The following is a 25,808-nucleotide window of genomic DNA, read 5'->3' on the forward strand; positions in this document are numbered from 1 at the left end:
GGTTTGTCGGTTGGATTCACAGTGACGGATTAAACTAGGCCTTAACTCGCATCAGAAGAGATTTTACTTAAGGGAGTAGTACTTAGTGGCTCGTGGTCAGAAAAAAACCGAACAGAAAAACGGCAATGGGGCGACTTTAGGCTTTGAGCAAGCCCTTTGGGCATCTGCGGATAAGCAGCGGGGTCACATGGACGCAGCAGAGTATAAGCACGTCGTCTTGGGGTTGATTTTTCTTAAGTATATTTCCGATGCTTTCGGTGAAGTTTACGACATCCTGGCAAAGCAACCTTACGCTGATCCGGAAGATCGCGACGAGTACACAGCAGAAAATGTTTTCTGGGTTCCCAAAGAAGCACGATGGTCATTTTTACAAGCTAACGCCAAACAACCCACCATTGGGAAACTGCTAGATGAGGCAATGGATGCAATTGAGAAGGAGAACCCATCGCTCAAAGGCGTGTTACCTAAGGATTACAATAAGCCAGCTTTAGATAAACAACTGCTGGGAGAAATCATTGACCTGATTGCCAAAATTGGGTTAGGAGATGAAGCCAGCCGTTCTAAGGATGTTTTGGGGCGAGTTTACGAGTATTTTCTGGGACAGTTCGCCACTGCGGAAGGAAAGAGAGGCGGACAATTTTATACACCGCGTTGTGTGGTGCAGCTGTTAGTGGAAATGATTGAACCCTACAAAGGGCGAATTTATGACCCCTGTTGCGGTTCTGGGGGAATGTTTGTGCAGTCGGAGAAGTTTGTCGAAGCGCATGGGGGAAAGATTGGCGATATTTCTATCTATGGGCAAGAGTCAAACCCGACAACTTGGAAGCTGTGCAAGATGAATTTGGCAATTCGCGGCATTGATGGGAATATTGGCGATCGCAATGCTGATACTTTCCACAACGACTTGCACAAAGACCTCAAAGCTGATTTTATCCTAGCTAATCCCCCATTTAATATGAGCGATTGGGGCGGGGAGAGGTTGCGAGAAGATACCCGTTGGAAATATGGCACACCACCCGTAGGTAATGCTAACTACGGTTGGGTACAGCAGATGATTCACCATTTGTCAAGTAACGGCATTGCTGGTTTTGTGTTGGCGAATGGTTCGATGAGTTCTAACTCTTCGGGAGAGGGTGATATCCGCAAAACCATTATTGATGCGGATTTGGTCGATTGTATGGTGGCATTGCCAGGGCAGTTATTTTACAACACCCAGATTCCGGCTTGTCTGTGGTTTTTTGCGCGGAATAAGAAAAATGGCAAGTTTCGTAACCGGACTGGGGAGACATTATTTATCGATGCACGGAAGATGGGAGTTTTACTTGACCGAGTACATCGGGAATTGACAGATGAGGAAATAAAGCGGATTGCTCAAACTTACCATGCTTGGCGGGGTGAAAAGGAAGCGGGTAACTATAAGGATATCCCTGGTTTTTGTAAGAATGCCAAGTTAGAAGAAATTGTCTCACATGGTTATGTTCTCACGCCTGGGCGATATGTGGGAGCAGAGGAAGTTGAGGATGATGATGAGGCGTTTGAGGAGAAGATGTTGGATTTGACGAAGAAGTTAGAGCAGCAGTTTATTGAGAGTGCCAAGCTAGAGGCAATAATTAAAGAGAATTTACGCGGGTTGGGGTATGGCGGATAAGTTATCACCAATGGATGGCTATGATGACTTTTTACGGGAGTTAAAAGAACGCATACGCAGCGCCCAAGTAAAAGCAGCTTTGTCTGTAAACCGTGAGTTAGTGTTACTTTATTGGCAAATCGGGCGCGAAATTATCGTCAGACAGCAGCAGCAGGGATGGGGTGCAAAAGTTATCGAACGTCTCGCCAGAGATTTAAAAGCAGCTTTCCCAGATATGAAGGGATTCTCGCGTACAAACCTGCTTTATATGAGAGCCTTTGCAGAAGCTTACCCCGATCAACAAATTGTCCAACAACTTGTTGGACAAATACCTTGGGGGCATAATGTCCGTATTTTGGATGCTGTCAAAGATTCTTCAGCAAAGCTATGGTATGTACAAAAAACTATAGAAAATGGCTGGAGTAGAAATATATTAATGCATCAGACTAGTTTTGATTTGTGCAGCAGTCTGCTGCACAAATTATTGATGATAAATCTGCCACAGGTTGTGGCAGAAATTTCTTATTTGAATGATAGCTATGTTCTCACGCCGGGGCGATATGTGGGGGCAGAGGAAGTTGAAGATGATGAGGTGTTTGAGGAGAAGATATTGCATTTGACGAAGAAGTTAGGGCAGCAGTTTGAGGAGTCGGCAAGGTTGGAAACTGCTATTAGAGAAAATTTGCGGAGACTGGGGTATGGCAAGTGAGTTTTTGTGGACAACAATACGGGATGTATGCTCTGTTGGAGATGGTGCCCATTCCAAAGTTACTCGTCAAACTTTTGGTATTCCGTATTTAACATCTAAAAATATAGGCTCCGGTAATCTCAAACTAGATGATGTTGATTTTATAAGTGAAGAAGACTTTGAAAAACTATTTTCTAAAAAGTCGAAAGCAACACGTAGACTTCAAACTGGGGATGTCTTAATAGGTATTATTGGAACTTTTGGAAACGCATATAGATATAAAGATACAGACTATTTTGGTGTATCAAGTTCAGTAGCCATTTTACGACCAGATCAATCAGTCCTACATCCAGATTTTTTGTACTACGTAGTAACTAGTAATTTGTTTAAACAAGCACACTCTGCTTACAAAAGTGGTTCTGTTCAAGGATACACAAATATCCCAACTATAAAATGCTTGCCTATTCCTCTTCCTCCCCTGCCTGAACAAAAAGCGATCGCCCAAATCCTCTCCTCTCTCGACGACAAAATCGAACTAAACCGGGAGATGAACCAAACGCTGGAAGCGATCGCACGGGCAATCTTTAATTCCTGGTTTAAAGATGATAGCTTTCCTGACACCTGGCAAATACTGCCATTAGAAGACTGTATGGCTGCAATAATTGATTACCGAGGAAAAACCCCTACAAAAACTTTATCTGGTATTCCTTTAATTACAGCCAAAATTGTTAAAGACGGGCGAATTAACGAACCACAGGAATATATTGCACCCAAAAATTATGATTTGTGGATGCGTCGGGGATTTCCAGAACGTGGTGATGTTCTGATGACAACGGAAGCTCCACTAGGAGAAATTGCACAACTTGATGGGCGAAAAGTTGCACTTGCTCAACGTTTAATAACACTTCGGGGTAAGCCTGGAGTTATGGATAATACTTATTTAAAATTTTTAATGCTGTCATCGTTCGTACAAGAACAACTTCATGCTAGAGCTACTGGTACAACTGTTCTTGGTATACGCCAAAGTGAATTGCGTAAGGTTGATTTAGTTATTCCACCTTTTTTTGAACAACAAAAAATTAGTCAACCTCTTAGAATTATCGAAGATAAAATTGGCGCGAATGAGCAAGAATCACAGACACTCGCATCTATCCGCGACACCCTACTACCCAAACTCCTATCAGGCGAAATCCGTGTCAAAGAAGCTGAGAAAGTATTAGAGGCGGCGACATGACCAGGGTTTATTTAGATATAAGTATTTATAACCGCCCCTTTGATGACCAAACACAGCCAAAAATATTTCTAGAAACACAAGCGGTCATCTTAATTTTACAAATGGTTGAAGCAAAATTAATAGAATTAGTTAGTTCTTCAGTTCTAGAATATGAAAATAGCCGTAACCCGTTTCCTGTAAACCAACAGTCAATGGAGCGATACTTACAAATAGCTACATTGAGAGTATTACTAGATGAAAACATTAGAGCGAGAGCAAAACAACTAGAACAACAAGGGATTAAAGCCATTGATGCTCTCCACGTTGCTTGTGCCGAAGCTTCTCAAAGTGATTATTTTATCACTTGCGATAAGAGATTAATCAATCGCTCTCAAAGCTTAACACTTAAAACAATCAACCCTACTGATTTTATTTTGGATATAGAAGATGACAATTAAAGTTATTAATGAACAGCAAAATTTACAAGAAGTAATACAAGTTCTACTCACACATCTAGAGCCATCCAAAGTGATGAAATTCTGGGCTGCTTGTAAATTAGGCGAAGGTGATTATTTACAACTAAAAGAAAAACTGTTTGTTCAGGAGGATGTTGATAGTTTGTATGAAAAAATTAAAGCTTATCAAGACGATGAGTGATAAGTTACAATTTTTAGATGTGGTTGCCCTAAATAATTCTATTTCCCCCCTTCCCTAGCAGGGAAGGGGGCAGGGGGGTTAGGTTCCTTATGCCAAAATAGATACCAACAGCAAGTTTCAAAGGACTCATAACGGTGTCAGGAAAATTAACCGAAGGCGATGTAGAAGCCGCCACACTAGAATGGTTTGAACAATTAAACTACACTACCCTCAACGCCTCGGAAATTGCCCCTGGTGAACCCAACGCGGAACGCCAAGACTACGCCGATGTTGTCCTCATTAACCGTCTGCGTTCTTCCCTAGAAACAATTAACCCTCAAATTCCCGCCGACGCAATAGAAGAAGCCATTCGCAAACTTACCCGCACTGACACACCTAATTTATTTGAAAACAATCGCCGCTTCCACAAATTGCTCACCGATGGGGTAAATGTTGAATACCAAACATCAGAAAGAATTGTCTACGACCAAGTTAAATTAATCGACTTTACCAACCCAGACAATAACGACTGGCTGGTAGTTAATCAATTTACTGTTATTGAAAATAAAAAAGAACGCCGTCCTGATGTTGTAGTCTTCATCAACGGCTTACCTTTAGCTGCAATTGAACTCAAAAATCCAGTCACCGAAAACGCCACAATTAAAGGCGCATTTAACCAACTCCAAACCTATAAACAAGATATCCCTAGTTTATTTCCCTACAACGAAATATTAGTAGTTTCCGACGGCACAGAAGCCAGAGTCGGAACCCTCACCGCCGACTGGGAACGCTTCATGCCTTGGCGCACAATTGATGGAGAAGACATCGCCCCTAAAAAAACCGCAGAACTGGAAGTTTTAATTAAAGGTATCTTTGAAAAACACCGTTTTCTCGACTTACTGCAACACTTCATTGTTTTTGAAGTAGACGGTAGCGACATTACCAAAAAAATGGCAGGATACCACCAATTCCATGCAGTCAATAAAGCCATTGAACGCACTGTGATAGCCACATCACCCGTAGGTGATAAACGTGTGGGTGTGGTGTGGCACACTCAAGGTAGCGGTAAGAGTTTAACAATGGCATTCTACGCCGGAAAAATTATCCAGAATCCAGAAATGGCAAACCCCACTCTGGTAATTCTCACAGATCGCAACGATTTAGACGACCAATTATTTAATACCTTTGCTTACTGTTCTGACTTACTGCGCCAGAACCCAGTCCAAGCGCAAGATAGGGAAAATTTAACAGAACTTCTACAAGTGTCCTCTGGTGGCGTTGTCTTTACCACCATTCAGAAATTCGCACCAGAACCAAGGCAACAATACCCCGAACTTTCTCCCCGTCGCAACATCGTTGTGATTGCTGATGAAGCACACCGTAGCCAATATGGATTAGAGGCGCGTGTAGTCACAACTCAAGATGAAAGCAACACGTATATAGCTTATGGCTTTGCGAAACATTTAAGAGATGCTTTACCTAACGCCTCATTTATTGGCTTTACAGGAACTCCCATAGAATCAACTGATATTAATACACCAGCAATATTTGGTGATTATATTGATATTTACGATATTCAAAGAGCAGTTGAAGATGAAGCCACTGTCCGCATTTACTATGAAGGACGCATGGCGAGACTGGAACTGTCAGAATCAGAACGTCCTCACATTGATCCAGAATTTGAAGAAGTCACCGAAGGTGAGGAACAGTCAACCAGAGAACAGTTAAAAACCAAATGGGCAAAATTAGCAGCTTTGGTAGGAGCAGAAAAACGCATTGCCCTAGTTGCAAAAGACATTGTAGAACATTTTGAACGTCGCCAAGAAATTATCGACGGGAAGGCAATGATTGTCTGCATGAGTCGTCAAATTTGCGTAAATTTGTACGATGCAATTATCAAAATTCGCCCTGATTGGCATCATCTCGACGACGACAAAGGAAACCTGAAAGTTGTAATGACAGGTTCCGCAGCAGATCCTCTAGAATTTCAACCCCATATCCGCAATAAATCCAGACGTAAAGCACTAGCAAAGCGATTTAAAAATGAACATGACCCGATGAAATTGGTAATTGTCCGGGATATGTGGCTAACAGGATTTGATGCGCCATGTTTGCACAGTATCTACATAGATAAACCAATGCGTGGTCATGGTTTAATGCAAGCTATAGCCAGAGTTAACCGCGTCTTCAAAGACAAACCAGGCGGTTTAGTTGTGGACTACTTGGGTATTGCTGACCAACTCAGATCAGCTCTGAGAGATTATACTGCTGACAGCCAAGGTCAAACAGGCATTCCTCAAGCACAAGCGATCGCTCTCATGCTATCAAAATACGAAAACGTCACAGCACTGTTAGACGGTTTCGACTATTCGCTGTTCTTTACAGGTACTGCAACCCAGCGTGTCTCCATCATCCCCGCCGCAATGGATCATATTCTCGGACTGGAAGATGGACAACAGCAGTTTATCCAAGTTGTGAATGAATTAGCCAAAGCTTTTGCATTGTGCAGTTCCAGTGATGAAGCCATAGAAATTCGGGATGAAGTCGGTTTATTTCAGGCAATCCGCGCTGCCTTCGTGAAACATACCACAACTGGGGGTAAAAGTCCCGAAGATGTAGATACTGCAATTCGCCAAATTGTCTCTAACGCCGTTGCGAGTAATGAGGTGCTAGATATTTTCGCTGCTGCTGGGGTGAAGAATCCTGATATTTCCATCCTCTCCGATGAATTTTTAGCAGATGTCCGCCAATTACCCCAACGTCACCTAGCTTTAGAACTGCTGCGGAAATTAATCAACGACGAAATCAAAACGCGATCGCATCGTAACTTGGTACAGTCCCGTTCCTTTGCCGAAATGCTAGAACAGACAATTCAACGTTACCAGAACCGCGCTATTGAAACTGCCCAGGTGATGAGCGAATTAATCGCACTAGCAAAAGAAATCCGGGAAGCGACAAAGCGAGGTGAAAACCTGGGGTTATCTGAAGATGAACTCGCTTTTTACGATGCCCTGGATTTAACTGATACCTCAGTCCAAGCATTAGGCGATAATACCCTCAAAGCGATCGCTCGTGACCTTGTAGATACAGTTCGTCGCAACGTTACTATTGACTGGACACAGAAAGAAAGTGTCAAAGCCAACCTCCGGCGCTTAGTCAAGCGGTTACTGCGGAAATACGGTTATCCACCAGAAAAGCAAGAGAAGGCGATGGTGACAGTCCTGCAACAAGCAGAGTTACTGTGTAAGGATTGGGCTGCGTGAGGGGGCGTTCTGCACGCAGCGCAGCAGTGAACCTATCGCTACTCACCAAGGGCTATGAAAGACCGATAAAGCTTCACGACATTAATCTGTTAACGACGACAAATAATCTCGTTATTCGACAATAACTATTCCAAATTTTGCAGTCCCATAGCAATCTTGCTGTGCTTTTCAATTTGCCCCATCACTTGTTTTGCCCGTGCAATCACAACCTTAGGTAAACCCGCCAACCTTCCCGCTTCAATTCCGTAAGACTTATCAGCACCTCCTGGTTGGACTTGGTGCAAAAAGATAATTTGGTCAGCTAACTCCTTCACCGTCACTTGGTAATTAGCAATATTTGGCAATAGCGAAGCCAATTCATTTAACTCATGGTAGTGCGTCGCAAAAATCGTCCGCGACAGAATCTCCGTTGCAATGTACTCCGCCACAGCCCAAGCAATAGAAAGACCATCAAACGTTGCGGTTCCCCTGCCAATCTCATCCAACAACACGAGTGATCTCGACGTTGCATGGTTGAGAATATTCGCCGTCTCATTCATCTCCACCATAAAAGTCGATTGACCCGTCGCCAAGTCATCTACTGCACCTACACGAGTAAAAATGCGATCGCACACCCCCAACCTAGCAGACCCAGCAGGCACAAAACTACCAATCTGCGCCATCAGCTGAATTAACCCCACCTGACGCAAATAACAACTCTTACCACTCGCATTCGGACCAGTAAGGATAATCAAATCAGGATGGGGCGAGTCAGGGAGTGAGGGAATGAGAGAACTTTCCTTCCCTCCTCTTTCTCCTTGTCTCTTTCTTCCCTTCTCCTCTTCCTCCTCTGCGTTCTCTGCGCCTCTGCGGTTCGTTTCCCCTCCTAATGACGTCGAATTCGGAACAAAAAACCCCGCAGGTAAAGACTGTTCCACCACCGGATGACGTCCATCCACAATCATAATTTCTCGTCCTTCCACCATCTCCGGACGACAATACCCCTGATAAACCGCCAACTCAGCCAAACCACACAACACATCCGCCGCCGCTACCGCACGGGAAATATTGCGAATAACTTCCGCTTCTCCCCCCACTTCTTCCCGCAACGCCACAAAAATCTCATATTCCAACTGATTCAAATCATCTCGCGCCGTGAGAATCCGCGCCTCCCGTTCCTTCAACTCTGGCGTGATGTAACGCTCCTCATTCACCAGCGTTTGCTTGCGTATATAATTAGACGGCACTTGGTCAGCTTTTGCACGAGAAATACTGATGTAGTAACCAAAAGTTTTGTTAAATCCCACTTTCAGCGTCGGAATTCCCGTCTTTGCTCTCTCGTCAACTTCCAAATTGGCAATCCATTTTTGGTCGTCTTCCACAGTTGCACGTCTTTCGTCCAATTGACCATTCACCCCAGGGCGAATCAACCCACCTTCTTTGATATGTATAGGTGGTGACTCCACCAGATGAGCGCGAATTTTCTGTGCTAACTCTTCTAAAACAGGTGGTACCTTCTGCAATGCTTTCAGAAATGGAGAACGAGCACTACCCACCAAGCGGGATAATTCTGGTAAACGAGAGAGTGAGTCTGCCAAAGCAACTAAATCCCTTGCATGAGCAGTACCAGAACCAGCCCGTCCCGTCAGGCGTTCTAAGTCATAAATTTGACGTAACAACTGCCGTAGTTCTTGACGAAGAGTTGTATTTTCTACCAATTCTTGGATAGTGTCTTGCCGGGAACGAATACCCTTAACATCTAGTAACGGTTGCAATAACCACCGTCGTAACGCACGACTGCCCATCGCTGTACTGGTTCTATCCAAAGCCCATAAAAGCGAACCAACAAAACTACCATCGCGGACTGTTTGCGTAATTTCTAGGTTACGTCGAGTTTGATAATCAACAATTAAAAAGTCAGTGAGGGTATAGGTGCGTAACAACTGTAAAGGAATCGCGTTTTCTTTTTGTGTATCTTCTAAATATTCCAGCAACCCACCTGCAGCGCGGACGGCTAGGGGGAGTTGGTCACAGCCAAGTCCTTCTAAGGAGCGCACTTTAAATTTTTGCAACAATCTTGCTCTTGCTTCTGCTTGAGAGAAGGGAATTTGCGATCGCAAACAATAACAAAAAGATGGTGGCAAACATTCAGGTAAATGTTCCGATTTTTCTCCTGCACGCAGCAGTAAACTTCTCAAGTCTGGTGCGTTCGTCGGAACGAGGACTTCCGCAGGCTGCAAGCGCATCAGTTCCTGTGTCAAATGCTCTAAATTGCTACCTTGCGTAGTGAGGAATTCACCAGTAGAAATATCTGCATAAGCCAAACCCCAATGCTCTCCAGCAATCACCACAGCCGCAAGGTAATTATTGCGACTTGACTTGAGCATTCCTTCTTCTAGCAAAGTTCCAGGGGTGAGGATACGGGTAACTTCCCGCCGCACCAATCGACCAGCCGCTTCAGCAGCATCTTCCACTTGGTCGCAAATAACAACCGCATACCCTTTTTCCACCAATTGCGTCGCGTGGCGTTCCCAGGCGTGATGCGGTACACCACTCATCGCCACCCGTCCGACGTCCCCTACAAGCTTACTGGTGAGGGAGAGTTCTAATTCCTGCGCCAAAGTCACAGCATCTTCAAAGTAGCATTCAAAGAAATCTCCCACTCGATACAGTAGCATCGCGTGAGGATACTTATCCTTGATATCCACATAATGCTGGAACATTTGAGTCAGCTTACTGCGATCCACCAGCCGATGGTCAGCGTGAGGTGCAGTTGGGTTACTGGGTTGGGTTGTTTGGGATGCAGAGTAAGAAGCGCTCATTGATGTCTACCAATACACATGGCAACCTGCCAATATCCGATGATACCTTGATATCGAGGATACTCTCAAATTGTTCAAGGTTTTTAACTCTTCGACGACTTTGCCTAGGAATCTGGATAAGAACTGCTGGTTGGTCAGCTTTCATCAATTGTTTCAACAACAGACAAAGCGACTGCTGTGGATGCACTCGCGATTTTATTCAACCAGCCTGCCCAGAGGGCATACTTTAAATTAAGCGAATACTCATGCTGAGTGTCAAAAGCGATTAGTGAGTGGCGGTTTGATATCCTCCAGTGAACGTGAATGCCAAAGTCCTTCGAGTATGTCCTTCAGACTACGATAGCCGTCAGGCGTGGCGTCAGCCATAGATAGCCAGTTCCCTGGTAACTGTTTACTGTTCATTGATTTGGGGGAAATTTCTAAGTTTCAGATTTTTCTTTGCGGAATGAACTAATCAGCCAGTGGTTCTAAGCATACAAACACATTGAGAAAGAACAATGACCATTACAAATGAAGCTGCTTCTGCTCAACTTAATAAGCCTGTTCTCAAGGAAGGTTCAAAAGGTGACGCTGTTAAAGAACTGCAAAAACTGTTATTAAAATCGGGTGCTTTTGTATCTCTCAATGACGAGGGTGCTTGTGTATTTCCTGGTGAAGAAGTTGTTGACGGTGTATTTGGTTCCAAGACAAAAAATGCGGTTATACTCTTCCAAGGTAAGGTGTTTCTTCTACAAGATGGAATTGTTGCAGATAAAACTTGGCGAGCACTTTTTAAAAATGCGCCAGTTGATATGCCTATCCTGAAGAAAGATAGCAAGGGAGAACTTGTAAAGAAGGTTCAAGAAAGATTAGCACTCGGCGACTTTTACGAGGGTAAAATTGACGGTAATTTTGGTAATAATACAGAAAAAGCAGTCAAAGCTTTGCAAAAGCGCACAGGGTTAACTGTGGATGGAGTGATTGGCGAACGCACCTGGTTTGAATTAAGCAAGATTAATACAATCTTCTGTTAATTCATTCGCGGTCAAAGACCCAATTTCTTTGAGAAATTGGGTCTTTTTAATTGTGGAACTTCTAGAAACTAACACCAAGTTTGTACAACTCGACCTGTCAATTGCTGTCCCAGCCAAAATGTATTACTAGAAAGTGTATGTAGATTTTGCTTTTCGACTTTCCAGTTTTGCTGGGGATCAAATAAAGTGAGTTCGGCTTTTTGATCTGGCGCGATCGCACTCATTCTCTGTTGTAAACACTCCGCCGGACGAGTACTAAAAGCTTTCCACAATTCTAATGCTGTAAATTCTCCTGTTTCTACTAGATCCTGCCATAAAAGGGGTAATGCTAACTCGTAACCAATTGCCCCTGGTGGAGCTTCGGCAAAGGCAACGGTTTTTTCTTCGTAGGTGTACGGTCTGTGGTCTATGGCTATTGCATCTATAACACCTGTGCGTACTGCCTGCCGTAACGCTGCTACGTCATTAGAAGTCCCCAAAGGTGGTTCTAAACGCAGGCTCGTATTATAGCTTTTCACTGCGTGTATGTCAAGTAAAAGATGCATCCAAGTGGTACTGACGGTAATCGGTACACCTCTCGCTTTGGCTGATGCAATCAATTCGACACTGCGAGCAGTGGAAACACGCATGATATGTACTGGCGTATTTGTGGCGGTGACTAATTCCAACAAAGCGGCGATCGCAGAGGTTTCCGCACTGGAAGGTATAAAAGGCAGCCCAAAACGGATAGCATCTGGAGCTTCCCGGATGACGCCATTTCCCATCAATTGGCGATCGCAACACCAAAATGCCACTGGTTTCCTCAAAGGTTGGATATATTCCAACACCCGACGCACCAGCCCAAAATTTTCCCAAGGCTGACTATCAGTAAAGCCAACCACTCCAACTGCAGCCAAGTTTGCCAATTCAGTCATCTGCTTTCCAGCAACATCCAAACTGATTGCACCCCAGACATTCACCAGGGGAGTAGAGGAAGACAAGGAGGACAAGGGAGAATTTTGCTTCTCCCTGATTTCTACACCAGTCACCTGCTCTGGTAAATCTTCCCGGAGTTTACGCTCACCCTGGCGCTGGCTTTTCATGTGGCTCATCACCTCCAACTCCCCTCCTCGCTTCTGCAACTGTGCGACCACAGCTGGATTATCAATCACGGGTAGGGTATCGGGTAAGATACTAATTCGTGTAAACCCGCCAGCAGCAGCAGCTTGCAGGAGAGAGACGAGGGTTTCGCGTTCTTCAAATCCTGGTTCTCCAGAGTGGCTATACAAATCTACCAACCCAGGTCCTAATATCAACCCTTGACAATCTCTGACACGAGTGTTGTCCGGCACATCAGATATGTGATTCATCACAGACCTGATATAGCCATCATCAATGAGCACATCAGCAATTTGGTCAGTTCCAGAAACAGGGTCGATAACCCTGACTTGTTGTAGCAGTTCACTTGCCATTTTAGCTACCAGCTATCAAATCTCAGCTATCACCTTTTTAACTTTTTTATTTTGTTAACTGTGCGTTTGTGTTACATAACCCAAGAATCAACTAACAGCAAAAGGCTGACATATTATACATTACAATGCCCCTGCCGCAGTTTTATCAAGTACGCCACCGCCTAAGTGAGCGGTGATGTTCATCGCTTGCAGTACTGGTTTCCCATTTTTTCCTAACGCGTAGTCAATAACACTTACCGCACCGTTACCCTGACGAAAATTCCAAAAATGTTCTGATGATAAACCCAGAACGTGACACAGCAGGGTTTTGTTAGTAGCATCATGAGCAACAACTAATCCGATTTTGAGTCCGTTTGCCAATGCAGTTTGGACAATTGACTCCCACGCTGCGACACTACGTTCCCACACTTGTTGCAAGTTTTCTCCTTCTGGCATTTGGACTTGCGCTGGTGTTGTGCGCCAGCGATCCAACTCTCCTGGAAATTCCTGCTCTATTTCTTTTTCTAATTTACCTTCCCAAAGTCCGTGACTAATTTCCCGTAAACCATCCTGCAATTCCAAATTGACATCAGTATGGTACTGCAAAATAATTTCTGCAGTTTCTTTAGGACGCACCATTGTGCTACTGACTGCAAAATCAATTTCTACGTCTTTGAGAAACTGAGCAGCTTTTTGTGCCTGCTGTCTACCATTGTCGTTGAGAGGGACATCAATTTGCCCCTGAAATCTGGTTTGGCGGTTCCACTCAGTTTCTCCGTGACGCACCAGCAACAACCTTACACCTTTGTGATTTGGGCGCAAGGAGGGTAGAATATCTCCTAAATGTTGCGTCTGATTCAGAGATTCTAGTTGGACAGGTTCTCCCAATCCTCCAGAAAAATTAAGTACACTGATGCAACAGTTAGATTGTTGTATGGAATGGTAACGTTCTGGAGGAATTTCCAGTGCCGTGCCCAAAAGAGCACGATTAATGCCATTATGCCCCACAACAAGTATTGTTTCGTTTTGATGGCGAGCTAAAACTTCTTGCCAAAACTGCCGCGCCTGTTCATACAAAGCCACAACAGGAAAATGTTCTCTTGTTTCCTCACCATCTTTTACAGACATCCGCAGTAGCTGGGGAGTTTCCTGCCAAATGCGGTAGTCTTCACGAAACTTCTCTTTAACTTCAGCAGAAAGCATTCCCTGCCATAAAGGCAGATCAATTTCCATCAACAGATCAGAAGTTTGGGGAATAGCAGACTGCTCAGTATGAATTGTCAGCTCACGGTGAATAATATCTACTGTATCTTTTGCACGTTGCAAAGGACTGCTATATATTGCGTTAAATAGGAAATTACTGAGGGCTTTGCCTACTTGAGTAGAATCACTACGACCTTTTTCAGTTAATCTAGAAGCATCCGAGCGTCCTTGTACGCGTTTTTCGGTATTATAAGTACTTTGACCGTGGCGCACGATAATTACACGAGTCACGTTTTACCCTCCTCTATCTAAAGGAATCATTCTACTGTAAAGTGTTAGCAGAATAATCTCTTGACAGAAGTCTACTTCATGTGTTTAGTACTCTTGTAATTACCGGAAAATGAAGAACCCTCCAAACTTATAGGCATTTTAGCCCAAAATTTGGAGGGGATCTGAGTCTTTCGCATTTTTATGGAGATTTTACCCAAATATTCCTGTAAAACAACAAGAAAACTCATTATTTCTACTAATTTCCATCTCTATCTAAGTCAACCTGTACTTTCACCCCATCATTGCTGTAAAACGAGTCATCTCCTTGGGGGAAAAGCAGATTGTTTGGAGTTGTTAACGGTTCTCTACGGCGTAATTCGACTTGATCGCCCAGTTGCAAAACTTCACCTGGAGATACAGTTTCTGCATAATTTTTTTGTGGGACATTATTTTGAGAATTTAGTCCTGTAAAAAATCTTGCGAAATCACCTTGGGCTGTTCTATTATTTACGCCAGTTAAAGAATTTCCTTGAATTGTGTAATTCCCAGTTTTTGAGTTTGATGGGACTGAGGACTGTGCATAAACTTTGGTTTGTAATCCAGCAGTTGCTGCCACTATAGCTAAGGCAGCGAATATCTTGATATTCATTGTTTTTCCCCAAACTTTATATTATTTTTAGGACAAAATTGTATAAGAAAGCTCTTTTACTCTGATTAGAGAGTAAACTTGACAAACAAAAGGTACTGGAATATACACTTGTTAAAGTTGAGAAAATGCTGTTATTGCCAGAAAGCTGAACGAAAGTAAGACATTTTTCATGGTTTCTGGTTGAAAACCCATTACGGCTCTTGACAGTTTTCTCTTAAAATTTCCTGGTCAATTGGGTTAGATAGCTAGTTTTCATCATTGCTGTTATCTCCAATCACAAATCAATAACTATTTTTCTAGGTTATTAAATATTTGTAAATTTTTCATCTCATTTGAGAGATATGTCTACAAGCATAGTTGAGATTTGCTAGTTTTCAAGAAGAAAAACTTTATGGACAAAAAGAAGAAACCGCGAAGCACGCGATCGTTGAACTGGTTAGCAGGCGCTCTGTATGTTTTTTGCTTGGTGTCTATCTCCCCTACCAAGGCTGGATCACTAGCGGACACCTCTACCCTGCAACGGAACTTGGAAGTTGTTGCAAAGGGGTCTGATGGTCGGGTTGGAATCTGTGCAGAGCAGATAAAATCGGGCGTCATTACCTGCGTCAACGGTGACCAACGTTTCTCGCTTCAGAGTGTTATGAAGTTGGTCGTTGCTGCTGCCGTGATGGATGCAATTGATCGTGGCCAGATGCGTCTTGAGGATGTTGTAACTGTCCGCAAGAACGATCTAAGCCTTTATGTCCAGCCGATTGCCGATCTTGTTGCAGAACGTGGAGAAGTAAAGACAACTGTCGCCGATTTGATCTCTGGTGCAGTTATCGAGAGCGATAGTGCCGCGACAGATCTTCTTTTTGCGCGGGTTGGCGGTGCGGAAGGTATTAGGACGTTTTTGAAAACGAAGAGGATTTCAGGTCTTAGCGTGGATAGGGACGAGAAACACCTCCAAACTGAGATTGTCGGTTTGATTTGGCGGCCTGAGTATGTTGATGCAAATGTACTTGAGAAAGCGATAAAAGCTGTACCGTCCGGTCGTCGCGATGCGTCTTTTGCTGCGTACTTGAAAGACAAGCGTGATACGGCGACGCCACGAGGAATGGTGAGCTTTCTAAGTGCTCTTGCCACCGGGAAACTCCTTTCAGCCAAATCAACTGCGCATCTGTTAAAAGTGATGCAGGAAACCGTAACCTTTCCAGATCGCTTGAAAGCAGGGGTGCCGGAAGGCTGGACACTTGGCCATAAAACAGGAACTAGCCTTACCTGGAGGGGCGTTACTGCGGTGACCAATGATGTCGGAATACTAACCGCACCGGACGGCGGTACGATCTCAGTTGCTGTTTTTGTGGCAGAGTCACGGCGATCCTCAAAGGAGCGTGCAAAAGTCATCGCAGCGACAGCTAAAACGATTACGAGTTCTTATCGCTAAAATCTCTTGGCAAAAATGCTGCACCATCTCGGTTACGCGATGTGCATTGACTTCTGACTTTTGGATTTTCCTTAAAACACACTTATTCCTTGCTTGAATGATATAGTACGAAAAAAAACCAGCAATGTCCTTTGATACCCAACTGCTACCCCGCATCAATGCCAAATCAATGCGGGAAAATGGTAAACAATATTACGTGGATACTCAGGGAAATCGCTTTCCTAGTGTGACGACAATACTTAACGCCACCAAACCGCAAGAAGACCGTGATCGGCTGTTAAATTGGAAAGCACGTGTTGGAGGTGAAGAAGCCACGCGAATTACAACAGGAGCCAGTCGTCGCGGAACGCAAACCCACAAACAAATTGAACGTTATCTACTCGGAGAAAATCCTACTTGTCCTGAAGCCAGTCGTCCTTATTGGGAAAGTATCAAACCTGTTTTAGAAGAAATTGATACAGTCAAACTTGTAGAAGGCTCAGTCTTTCACTACAACATGAGCTATTCCGGCAAAGTAGATTGTGTCGCAAGTTACAAAGGTATTCCCTGCATTTGCGAGTGGAAAACAGCAGATAAACCTAAAGGTTCAGTTGAGCGTTTATATGAACATCCCTTGCAATTAACAGCTTACATAGGAGCAGTTAACCAGTGTTATCAAGAATATGATATTGAAGTGAATCACGCCCTGTTGGTTGTAGCAATACCAGACACAGAAGCTGAGGTATTTTGGTTTGAGCCAGAAATCATGAAAGATTACTGGAAGCAATGGGAACAACGAGTTGCTGAGTATTGGAAACGTAGAAACAGTTGGAGTCGCTAAAGCAGAGTTCACACATTAACTACACAACGAAATCCAATATGACAAGTTGAGGTATCTACTGTTTCTGGATGACGTGCGGCTGGTCGATAACGCTGGCAGTAGTTAGGGGCACACAGAAAGGAACCACCTTTGAGTACCTTTCTAGGTATTTGAGATGGTGTATTTGGATCAAAGCTCTCTTGTTGGGTTCCACCTCTGGGGTTGACTGGAATACAGCAAGATTTAGTCTTATTTTCCGGGTGAGAGTCTCGATACCAATCAGTTGTCCACTCCCAAACGTTGCCGATCATATCGTACAAACCATAACCATTTGCAGGATACGAGCCGACAGATTCTGGTCCAGGAGAGCGCGGCTTTAGGTTTTGCCAAGGAAACTCACCGAACCAAGTGTTAGCCATGCGCTTACCTTTAGGAGCAAATTCATTTCCCCAGGAGTAGACAGCACCCTCCAGCCCACCGCGAGCCGCAAATTCCCACTGTGCTTCCGTCGGTAACAATTTACCAGCCCAAGCTGCGTAAGCTTCAGCATCTTCAAAGGCAATATGTACCACAGGATAATTTTCTCGCCCTTTGATAGAACTTCCAGGTCCGGCTGGATGTCGCCAGTTTGCACCTGGTACATAAACCCACCAGCTACAAGTTTGTAAATTCACTGGATGTTTCGGCTGCTGAAATACAGCCGAACCTGGTACTAAAAGTTCCGGTATCGCTCCAGGATAATCTTCTGGCTTTGGTGGACGTTCTGCTACTGTCACGTAACCAGTTGCTTTCACAAAACGTTGAAACTGCTTGTTAGTAACACCATAACGATCCATCCAGAAGCCATCTACACGGACAAGATGGGTTGGAGCTTCCTCTGGGTAATGGTGGTCAGACCCCATCACAAAAGCGCCACCTGGTATCCAGACGATATCTTTATCAGGTGCTTTACCAGGACGCTTAATCGCGATTTGCCTGTCAGATTTACCAGATGAAACCTCTTGATGTACTGTACGTTCCTGCATGAATGACTTTTCCTTATGCTGGGTAAGGCAGAACTTGTCCGTTCCATTCCTCAAAGCGATCGCGCAACTGCTGGAATACTCTAGGATTGTTATCCTTAAGGTCAGTTTGTTCGCCTTCGTCACTGGCAAGATTAAACAGATATTCTTTCTCTCCTTGCCGCAAGTACTTCCAATCCCCGCTTCGGACTGCTGCTTGAAGAGTCCCTGAAGGACGCCCAGCGATATTGGATTTGTAGCGCCAGAACAGCGTTCGAGGGGAAACAGGTTTTTTACCCAGAAGGACAGGGAGCAAATTCCGACCATCAAGTGGATAGTTGGGGTCGGGTGAAGTACCTGTTGCTGTCAGAATTGTTGCTGTCAAGTCAAACGTGATAAGAACTTGGCTGTTCACTTGGTTGGGTTGAATCACTCCCGGCCACCGGATTAAAGTGGGAACTCGTATACCACCTTCATACAAACCACCCTTTCTCCCTTGAAAAGGTCCAATATCAGAGTACCTCTCACCCCCGTTATCACTGACAAAAATAACTATGGTGTTATCAGCCTGCCCAGACTCCTTTAAAGCTTGCAAGACTTTACCAACTCCGTCGTCTAGACTTTTTAGGATTGCAGCGTAAGTTTCTTTTGACCCTCCGGCAGTGAAAGCATTTGAATTGTAGAAAGTTCGACTCAACTCTTCATCATTTGGTCCTTCCCAAGGCCAATGGGGCGCATTGTAATGAAGGCTTAGGTAAAACGGTTGATTGCGGGGTCTTTTGAGGAATTCAACAGCACGCTCAGTATACAAGTCTGTAGCATAACCAGGTTTTTCTACAGGCACCTCACCTTCATAGAAGTCAAGTTTTCCACTTCCATCTTTGTGGGTAAAGTAGTCGATCGCCCCACTATAATTTCCAAAAAACTCATCAAAACCACTCTTAAGTGGACCGTAATCGGGAAGAAAGCCAGTGTGCCATTTACCAACCAATGCTGTCTGGTAACCATTGGCTTTTAAAAGGGAAGCGATTGTTGGGTGTTCCGGCGGTAATCCTACAGTCTCGCCTCCAGCTAAAGGTTCTTGAAGACCAACTGGCAATCGCGCTGGATAACGACCTGTAAAAAAGCCGATCCGTGTTGGCGTGCAAACAGTTTGTGCTGCATAGGCATTGGTGAAGCGTGTACCTTCCCTTGCCAACTGGTCTAAATTTGGCGTCTGATAGGTTTTTCCATAAATACCAATGTCGCCCCAGCCCAAGTCATCCGTCAAAATGAACAGTATGTTCGGACGCTTTCGTTTGGCAGCGACAGCAGAAAACACACTTGAGCCTCCTAATGTCAAGACTGTGCTGGCAAGTGCAGTCCCCACAAACTGACGACGACCAATTGCTGGTAGTTTGCGTTCGTTCATTGATTTCTCCTGATCAGTTTTTGATTACCTAGGTTAAGCATGGTGATTCGAGCCTGAGTGATGAAACTTCAGACTTGTTGGACACACATTTGTGACCTATAGGCTACAAATTGATTGGTGCTATGTCCCTGCTAATATTCCGGTAATAAGCTCGATTAACAGTATTTTGACTACAGACATAATTGCACATATAGAATGCGCAAAGCAAGTATTTTTATAACAAATTGTGTAGAAGATGACAGGAAAATAAATTAGTAGCCTTCACTCCTATTTTCAAGTTAGGCTGAAGTGGATTCCGTTTTAGGAAAAATTGCCTTTCAAGCCCTTGCAGCAATTTTTCTCTGAAGGTAGAGATATATCCATTGACAGAAAACAGAAATAATAGGAATATAAGCGCCGGTCAAGTCAATAGTAAGCTGCTTGACCATCAAAGGTCAGAGGTTAAAGACGAATGGGGCGATACGAAAGGCGACCAGATAACCCACGAGAAAAAGGCGATCCATATGGGACAGCAGAAACTGCTTTACGAGCTGTCACTGAGGAATTGCAAATCCTCCAACGGAATTTGCTTAGATCCTTACAGGAAGATACCAAGCGGTTGCAAGCAGAAAAAGACCGCTTAACTCAAGACATTAGACGGCTGGAGGAGGAAAAAGAACATCTTCAACAGGCGTATCAAATTAATGAGCAGCAAACGTTGATTCGTCAGTTGTCACAAGTATTAGCTAATCATATATCAACGCAGCTGCAATCTTCTTTGGAAACTTTAGCTACCCAAGCTATGGAGCGTGTTTCCCAACCAGTGGGAAGTTCTGAATCCACACAAACCACAAGTCGCTCCACAAGTGAAGCAAATGAGTATGCCCAAAAACTTCTGGGTTCTTTGGATGACACCCTCACTATTACCTTTAACTCACTGCAGCAGGAGTTGAAAAACTATCAAGGCGGTCTTTCTCAACAGTTATCCCGAATGATAGTCCAACAAAGGGAAGGCGAAGCAATTTTAATAGAATTAGTGAATTCTCTGCGTAGAGAACTGGAACAAACACCACAAAATTCTACAATTGCAGCAGTTCCCCCTCCTGAGATTGAACAAATTCTACAACAGCAACAGCTGACTTCTGAGGAAGTACCAACAAAGTTGCAAAGAGAAATTCCTCCAGAAACTACAGTTTTACCTAGGAGTTTACCCCAGGAAGAAACCCCTGCTTGGAATTCTCTTTCCCAAAGTATAGTCTCGCCAAGCGAAACAACTCAGTCTCCTCCTGTGTCAGAAGAACCAACTCCGGTAGCATCTCCAAGACGCGCCGTTTTAGAGCCAGAAACATCTCCTCCACCAGAACCACAACTCACACCAAGGCAGAGGGGAATTTCTTCTTTACAAATCACAGGAATTATGCTGCTAGCATTGTCAACAGTCGCAACAGCGCTGTACAACGTAGCTATTAAGGTAATTTTCCTGCCTGGCTCCCAAATTTTGGGTGTGTTTGATGCACAACGCCTGATATCACCAAATTTGGGTAATTCACTTTTCATTTTGATGCTCAGGATGCTGGTGGTTCTACCGCTAATGTTGCTTTTGGCTCCCATGCTACATTCACGAGTATGGCAAGATCTGCAATACCTGGGTGACTCAGTTCGAGGAAACTCCAGTAATCCGAGTACAAAACGAGTGTTGATACTGTCAGTTGTTAGTGGATGCTTTTTGTTTCTTTCTCAGATCCTGATCTACCTTGCTATCGGTCAAATTCCGACTGGGATGGCGATCGCACTTTTCTTTGTCTATCCAATTATCAACGGACTGGTGTCATGGTTTTTGTTCCGCGATCGCCTAACTTTATTTAGTTCTGGCGCTATAGCTGTTATTGGCATGGGTGAATTATTCGTTTTAGGAAGTTCTAACAGTAGTGTCATTGGTAATACTCGTATCGGCAGCATTGCAGCAATTGCTGCAGGAGGTGCTTTTGCTGTGTACCTCCTAGTTTCCCGCATGTGTGCAGCTAAAGTGCATCCAGTGTCTCTTACGTTAATTAACTTTGCTACGATGTTGCTGTTGTCTGTCTTCGGTTTGATACTGCCTTTACCCACAAGTTGGAACTTGCAACTAAACCGTGGTTACCTGCTAGAACTTGTTTTATGTGCTTTCCTATTGGGTGTACTAACGCTCTTCAGCTATTTGTTCAATAATTTTGGAATTCGTAAAATTGGTGCCTCACGCTCAGCAATTATCGGTGCCAGTATCCCTGCTCTAACGGTCATTTTTGCTGGGTTGATTCTTCAGGAAACCTTGCAACTTGAGCAAGTTTTGGGAGTGCTGCTGGTTAGCTTTGGAGCAGGAGCTCTGTGTTTTGAGAAAATCCGCAGGACTAAGCCTTTTCATCAGTCTTCGTAGTGAATGAGTCCCCGTCCTAATACGGTTCGGTTAAACCGAACCGTATTGGGCAGGTGGATAGTGTGCTTCACAATTGTTGAAAAGCGCTGTAAGAAGGAGTCATACCATTTCTTTTTTGGTAAGCTACATATAATGGTGGTTAAAATTATTAGGCTTGCAATATGGTTAGGGTTTGCCAACTAAACATAAAGGAGACAGGGGAAGAACTTCATACCCTTTTAAATCAGCAAAAAACAGCCATAGGTTTTCAAAAAGTGCAAACGTTGTACTTGTTCAAAACTGGTCAGCTAAAAACAATCAAAGATATAGCTGTAGCAATCGGTTCCCACCGAGTAACTGTACAAAATTGGTTACATAAATACCGCCAAGCTGGGATTTTAAGACTGTTGGAGGTGCGTCACGGTGGAGGGAGGCAAAAGATTATTCCTCCAGAAGCGATCGCCGTTTTAGAAGAACGCCTAAAAGACCCAAACAACGGCTTTAAAAGCTATGGTGAAATTCACAAGTGGTTGCAAGAATTTGACGGCGTAAAGGTTGATTATAAAACGGTCTATGCAACAGTACGTTATCAGCTAAAAGCAAAACTTAAAGTCCCTCGACGCCAAAGTGTGAAAAAAGACTCGCAGTTAGCAATTTCCTTTAAAAAAAACTGCCTTTCGTCCTCAAAGTCATTCAATGGTTAAAACAGTATTGTCCTGAAGCTACAAAATCTTTAGCGTCAGTTCGCTATTGGTGTCAAGACGAAACTCGTTTGGGATTAAAAACCATTGAGAGACGACGGATTACAGGTTTGGGGGTGAAGCCTATCGGCACAGTGAGCGTGGGACTTTAAAGCATTTTATATCTATGGGGTAATTGAACCAAGAACAGGGGAAAGTTTTTTCTTAGAGTTTTCTCATCTAGATACCGATTGCTCTGATAATTTATTTGAATAAATTATCAGAGCAATATCCAGAACAACTGAATATTATTCAACTAGATAATGGTAGCTTTCACACTACCAAAGCTCTGCAGGTTCCTCCGAATATTATTTTATTATTTCAACCACCTCACAGCCCAGAACTGAATCCGATAGAGAGGCTCTGGCAGTATATTAAAAACCACGATTTGTTGGGGGATTTACGACAATTTAGAACAGCTGCGATCGCATACAAGAACGGTGTTAAATAACCGCACTCCAGAAGTGATAGCTTCTTTGACTGGATGGGACTACATTCTTCAAGCGCTAAATGTAGCCACTATTTAGAGAAATGGTATTAACTCGTGGGACAACGAACCAACCCAATCTAAAATCTAAAATCGCAAATCTAAAATTGACGGATTGAGGAATTAATTCCGTCCTAGAAGGACGGGGCTTGTACCGACCAACCCCCAATCTAAAATCTAAAATTTAAAATCTAAAATCGTCCCGGTCAGGAAATTCTCGTGCGCAGTGCTGGCTCCTCGTGGCGACTGACGCCTCTATTCTTCTGAGGTAAGTGTCCTACATAACCTAACCATCTGTCGCATTATTTTTTGAAATCAGTATTACCCATTATGGCAGCACGGGAAGCTTAACCGAGCAGTTCTTGAACTCCGGAGAAAAAAAGGAAATCTTATACCGCAAACCCACTAAGCATTTAGTTAATAAACAGTTAGCTCTAAATTCTGAACTTTAGTGCTAAATCCGGAAAATTTACAAAAAAGTTTGTCTTTTACACATTTCATTTATGTACTGTTAGCAATTTAATACTTATTACAAGGAGGGTTTCATTCAGAATTTTGTCTTGTTAAGACTGAGGGGTTAAACCCCACACCCTTTTCTTCCACTTATTAAGATATACATTTATGTTGTTTGCTCCTAAAAATGCCTACAAGTACTAACAAGTCAAGCATTTATTAGACAAATAAGTTGTTAATTTGTACCTTTTGTTGATTTTTTTTTGAAAATCTGAGTTACATTTATACCATAAATTAGACTTTTTATTTAATAAAAAATATTTAAATATATTTAATACTATAAATCAATTGTCATATATATTGTTTCAAAAAAATACTTGAATATTTTGTATCTTGTCTAACATTACTCTCTCAGCCAGATTGATAAAATTAACAAAAATTGTCGAAACAGGAAGGTAGTTTGAACCTTGGATTATCTTTTCAACGTAAGGTCAGCGATTTTCCCGAAAAGAAGTTGCTTTTACACCCAAAACATAACTATCAGTTTTGAGCAGCATAGCAATTTGCAAAGAGCCGCACCACCTGTTATTGTGTCAACTTTATTACCAAGGCAGGTGAAACACTGAAACCTGGATTTTATCGGGATCTATATTGAGGCAGGCTAAAACTGTAGGGAAGATATCGAATAAATGCGGTTCGGGAGTAACTCGCTTACAATTATCTTGCTCTACCTAGTACTACCTAAATTCGGAAGAACCCTTCGCAAGTCAGGGTAAACCCCACGAAAGTTACCTTTGTTTAAAAGATACATCATCCATTAGCCGTACGTACTAGCTAGTTGTTGAACTGAAACAATCCCTTCAAAGCAGGGATTCTCCTTGAAACCATGCCTTCTTTGTCGGAACTAATTTTCTATTGTGTTGGTTCAAGCCTCTAGAGGAAAGGTGCGCTTACGAAATGGTTGGCAGTTTATCCTGCGTATATGCTCTATATGATACCTGCGATTAAGTGACAGAAATTTTCGGTTTTTTCCTAAGGGAATTCTACATATAGAGTGCAAGCTCGGATTTTTTGCTTGAAAACACGCATGAATTACCAACGATGACTACCATCAACACTCATACTTAACGCATAATAGATGATCTAAGGGAAACACATTACCCTAACGTGGGTGTATACTACTTACTTTCCATTGACTGACAATTTTGTAAACGTGCTATTCAACTGTTTGTAATATGAGTAACGACGTAGATCTGATCAAACGTCTCGGCCCCAGTGCAATGGATCAGATCATGCTATATCTAGCTTTTAGCGCTATGCGCACAAGTGGGCATAGGCATGGGGCATTTTTAGATGCAGCAGCAACGGCTGCAAAGTGTGCAATTTACATGACCTATCTGGAACAGGGACAAAACCTGCGAATGACAGGGCATTTGCACCACCTTGAGCCGAAACGAGTCAAAATCATTGTTGAGGAAGTTAGACAAGCGCTAACTGAGGGTAAATTACTGAAGATGCTCGGTTCTCAAGAACCGGGCTATCTGATTCAGTTGCCTTATGTATGGATGGAAAAACATCCTTGGCAACCAGGACGATCGCGCGTTCCAGGGACAAATCTGACATCAGAAGAGAAAAAACATATTGAGCAAAAACTGCCATCTAATCTACCAGATGCTCAGTTAATCACTTCTTTTGAATTTTTGGAGTTAATCGAATTTCTGCACAAGCGCTCTCAGGATGATTTGCCTCCAGAACATCGTATGGAACTGAGTGAAGCATTGGCAGAACACATCAAGCGCCGTCTGCTCTACTCTGGTACGGTGACACGCATTGATTCACCTTGGGGAATGCCTTTCTATGCTCTGACTCGTCCTTTTTATGCTCCAGTTGATGAGCAAGAGCGGACTTACATCATGGTCGAAGATACTGCCCGGTATTTTCGGATGATGAGAGATTGGGCAGAACGCAGACCAAACACAATGCGTGTTTTGGAAGAGCTAGATATCCCACCAGAGCGATTTGAGAGAGCTATGGAAGAATTGGATGAAATTATCCGTGCTTGGGCAGATAGATATCACCAAGACGGAGGAGTTCCGATGATTCTACAAATGGTGTTTGGCAAGAAAGAAGACTAAAAGCCTGTTAACAGTTAACAGTTAGCAGTATAAAGTTGACTGATAGCCCTTCGGGTATGTCCTTCGGACACGCTACTTTGTAAGTCCCAAAGGGACACGCTTACGCGTTCGCTCGATTCGTGCGCTTGCGCTTACGCAGTCGCCTCTGTCGGGAGATCCTCTGCGAAGTTGCCACAACGCTTAAAGTCGCGC

The 25,808-nt window shown here is 43.5% G+C and carries 20 protein-coding genes; 13 read left to right on the top strand and 7 right to left on the bottom strand.

All coding sequences use genetic code 11. The annotated features are described in order from the left end of the window. Window positions 1-85: 85 nt before the first annotated feature. From AC5590_RS08415 to AC5590_RS08440, 6 genes are all read left to right on the top strand, one after another. Window positions 86-1,648 carry a class I SAM-dependent DNA methyltransferase gene (locus tag AC5590_RS08415; protein ID WP_348982683.1) on the top strand — a complete coding sequence of 521 codons (1,563 nt, stop codon included), beginning with the start codon at window positions 86-88 and terminating at the stop codon, window positions 1,646-1,648. After that, entirely contained in the window at window positions 1,638-2,336 is a 699-nt protein-coding gene (locus tag AC5590_RS08420) for a DUF1016 N-terminal domain-containing protein (RefSeq protein WP_248277151.1), read from the top strand. The genes AC5590_RS08415 and AC5590_RS08420 overlap by 11 nt, the downstream gene beginning before the upstream one ends. Continuing rightward, window positions 2,326-3,549 carry a restriction endonuclease subunit S gene (locus tag AC5590_RS08425; RefSeq protein ID WP_169263613.1) on the top strand — a complete coding sequence of 408 codons (1,224 nt, stop codon included), beginning with the start codon at window positions 2,326-2,328 and terminating at the stop codon, window positions 3,547-3,549. The genes AC5590_RS08420 and AC5590_RS08425 overlap by 11 nt, the downstream gene beginning before the upstream one ends. Beyond that, on the top strand, window positions 3,546-3,986 hold the full coding sequence (locus AC5590_RS08430) for a PIN domain-containing protein (RefSeq protein WP_169263614.1): 441 nt from the start codon (window positions 3,546-3,548) through the stop codon (window positions 3,984-3,986). The genes AC5590_RS08425 and AC5590_RS08430 overlap by 4 nt, the downstream gene beginning before the upstream one ends. Then, entirely contained in the window at window positions 3,976-4,185 is a 210-nt protein-coding gene (locus AC5590_RS08435) for a hypothetical protein (RefSeq protein ID WP_169263615.1), read from the top strand. The genes AC5590_RS08430 and AC5590_RS08435 overlap by 11 nt, the downstream gene beginning before the upstream one ends. Before the next feature lie 134 nt (window positions 4,186-4,319). Continuing rightward, window positions 4,320-7,427, top strand: coding sequence for an HsdR family type I site-specific deoxyribonuclease (locus AC5590_RS08440; protein ID WP_169263616.1), 3,108 nt, complete (start codon window positions 4,320-4,322; stop codon window positions 7,425-7,427). 125 nt (window positions 7,428-7,552) lie between these two features. On the opposite strand, the gene mutS is transcribed toward AC5590_RS08440, so the two are convergent. Together mutS and AC5590_RS08450 are read right to left on the bottom strand one after the other, a co-directional pair. Beyond that, on the bottom strand, window positions 7,553-10,228 hold the full coding sequence (gene mutS, locus AC5590_RS08445; protein WP_169263617.1) for a DNA mismatch repair protein MutS: 2,676 nt from the start codon (window positions 10,226-10,228) through the stop codon (window positions 7,553-7,555). 255 nt (window positions 10,229-10,483) lie between these two features. After that, a complete protein-coding gene (locus AC5590_RS08450) occupies window positions 10,484-10,630 on the bottom strand; it encodes a hypothetical protein (protein ID WP_169263618.1) in 147 nt (48 codons plus the stop codon). Window positions 10,631-10,725: 95 nt separating this feature from the next. Between AC5590_RS08450 and AC5590_RS08455 the strand changes: the two genes are divergently transcribed. Beyond that, on the top strand, window positions 10,726-11,241 hold the full coding sequence (locus AC5590_RS08455; RefSeq protein WP_169263619.1) for a peptidoglycan-binding domain-containing protein: 516 nt from the start codon (window positions 10,726-10,728) through the stop codon (window positions 11,239-11,241). A gap of 68 nt (window positions 11,242-11,309) precedes the next feature. Here AC5590_RS08455 and AC5590_RS08460 read toward each other — a convergent pair whose 3' ends face one another. From AC5590_RS08460 to AC5590_RS08470, 3 genes are all read right to left on the bottom strand, one after another. Beyond that, complete coding sequence (locus tag AC5590_RS08460) at window positions 11,310-12,692, bottom strand: dihydroorotase (protein WP_169263620.1); 1,383 nt, start codon at window positions 12,690-12,692, stop codon at window positions 11,310-11,312. A 120-nt stretch (window positions 12,693-12,812) separates the two neighbouring features. Beyond that, on the bottom strand, window positions 12,813-14,165 hold the full coding sequence (locus AC5590_RS08465) for a histidine phosphatase family protein (RefSeq protein ID WP_169263621.1): 1,353 nt from the start codon (window positions 14,163-14,165) through the stop codon (window positions 12,813-12,815). Between the two features lie 235 nt (window positions 14,166-14,400). Then, complete coding sequence (locus AC5590_RS08470) at window positions 14,401-14,793, bottom strand: hypothetical protein (protein WP_169263622.1); 393 nt, start codon at window positions 14,791-14,793, stop codon at window positions 14,401-14,403. 391 nt (window positions 14,794-15,184) lie between these two features. Between AC5590_RS08470 and bla the strand changes: the two genes are divergently transcribed. Further along, entirely contained in the window at window positions 15,185-16,219 is a 1,035-nt protein-coding gene (gene bla / locus AC5590_RS08475; RefSeq protein ID WP_169263623.1) for a class A beta-lactamase, read from the top strand. 124 nt (window positions 16,220-16,343) lie between these two features. Then, the gene (locus tag AC5590_RS08480; RefSeq protein WP_169263624.1) at window positions 16,344-17,039 is read left to right on the top strand and encodes a PD-(D/E)XK nuclease family protein; all 696 of its coding nucleotides are present in this window, start codon (window positions 16,344-16,346) and stop codon (window positions 17,037-17,039) included. Between the two features lie 8 nt (window positions 17,040-17,047). Here the strand turns inward: AC5590_RS08480 and AC5590_RS08485 are convergent, their stop codons facing one another. Both AC5590_RS08485 and AC5590_RS08490 read right to left on the bottom strand, forming a co-directional pair. After that, on the bottom strand, window positions 17,048-18,043 hold the full coding sequence (locus AC5590_RS08485; protein WP_169263625.1) for a formylglycine-generating enzyme family protein: 996 nt from the start codon (window positions 18,041-18,043) through the stop codon (window positions 17,048-17,050). A gap of 13 nt (window positions 18,044-18,056) precedes the next feature. Next, window positions 18,057-19,430: a sulfatase gene (locus AC5590_RS08490; protein ID WP_169263626.1), complete on the bottom strand. Its 1,374-nt coding sequence runs from the start codon at window positions 19,428-19,430 to the stop codon at window positions 18,057-18,059. 451 nt (window positions 19,431-19,881) lie between these two features. Here AC5590_RS08490 and AC5590_RS08495 point away from each other — a divergent pair, with 451 nt between their 5' ends. The 4 genes from AC5590_RS08495 (at window position 19,882) to hetR (ending at window position 25,616) form a co-directional block, all read left to right on the top strand. Beyond that, entirely contained in the window at window positions 19,882-21,822 is a 1,941-nt protein-coding gene (locus tag AC5590_RS08495; protein WP_169263627.1) for an EamA family transporter, read from the top strand. Window positions 21,823-21,983: 161 nt separating this feature from the next. Then, the gene (locus AC5590_RS08500; RefSeq protein WP_498823042.1) at window positions 21,984-22,505 is read left to right on the top strand and encodes a helix-turn-helix domain-containing protein; all 522 of its coding nucleotides are present in this window, start codon (window positions 21,984-21,986) and stop codon (window positions 22,503-22,505) included. A 244-nt stretch (window positions 22,506-22,749) separates the two neighbouring features. Further along, window positions 22,750-22,992 (top strand): transposase, encoded by a 243-nt coding sequence (locus tag AC5590_RS08505; RefSeq protein ID WP_169263629.1) that lies wholly within the window; start codon window positions 22,750-22,752, stop codon window positions 22,990-22,992. A gap of 1,724 nt (window positions 22,993-24,716) precedes the next feature. Beyond that, window positions 24,717-25,616 carry a heterocyst differentiation master regulator HetR gene (gene hetR / locus AC5590_RS08510; RefSeq protein WP_169263630.1) on the top strand — a complete coding sequence of 300 codons (900 nt, stop codon included), beginning with the start codon at window positions 24,717-24,719 and terminating at the stop codon, window positions 25,614-25,616. Window positions 25,617-25,808: the final 192 nt, after the last annotated feature.

The sequence above is a fragment of the Brasilonema octagenarum UFV-OR1 genome, from assembly GCF_963888615.1.
GTDB classification, from domain to species: Bacteria; Cyanobacteriota; Cyanobacteriia; order Cyanobacteriales; family Nostocaceae; genus Brasilonema; species Brasilonema sennae.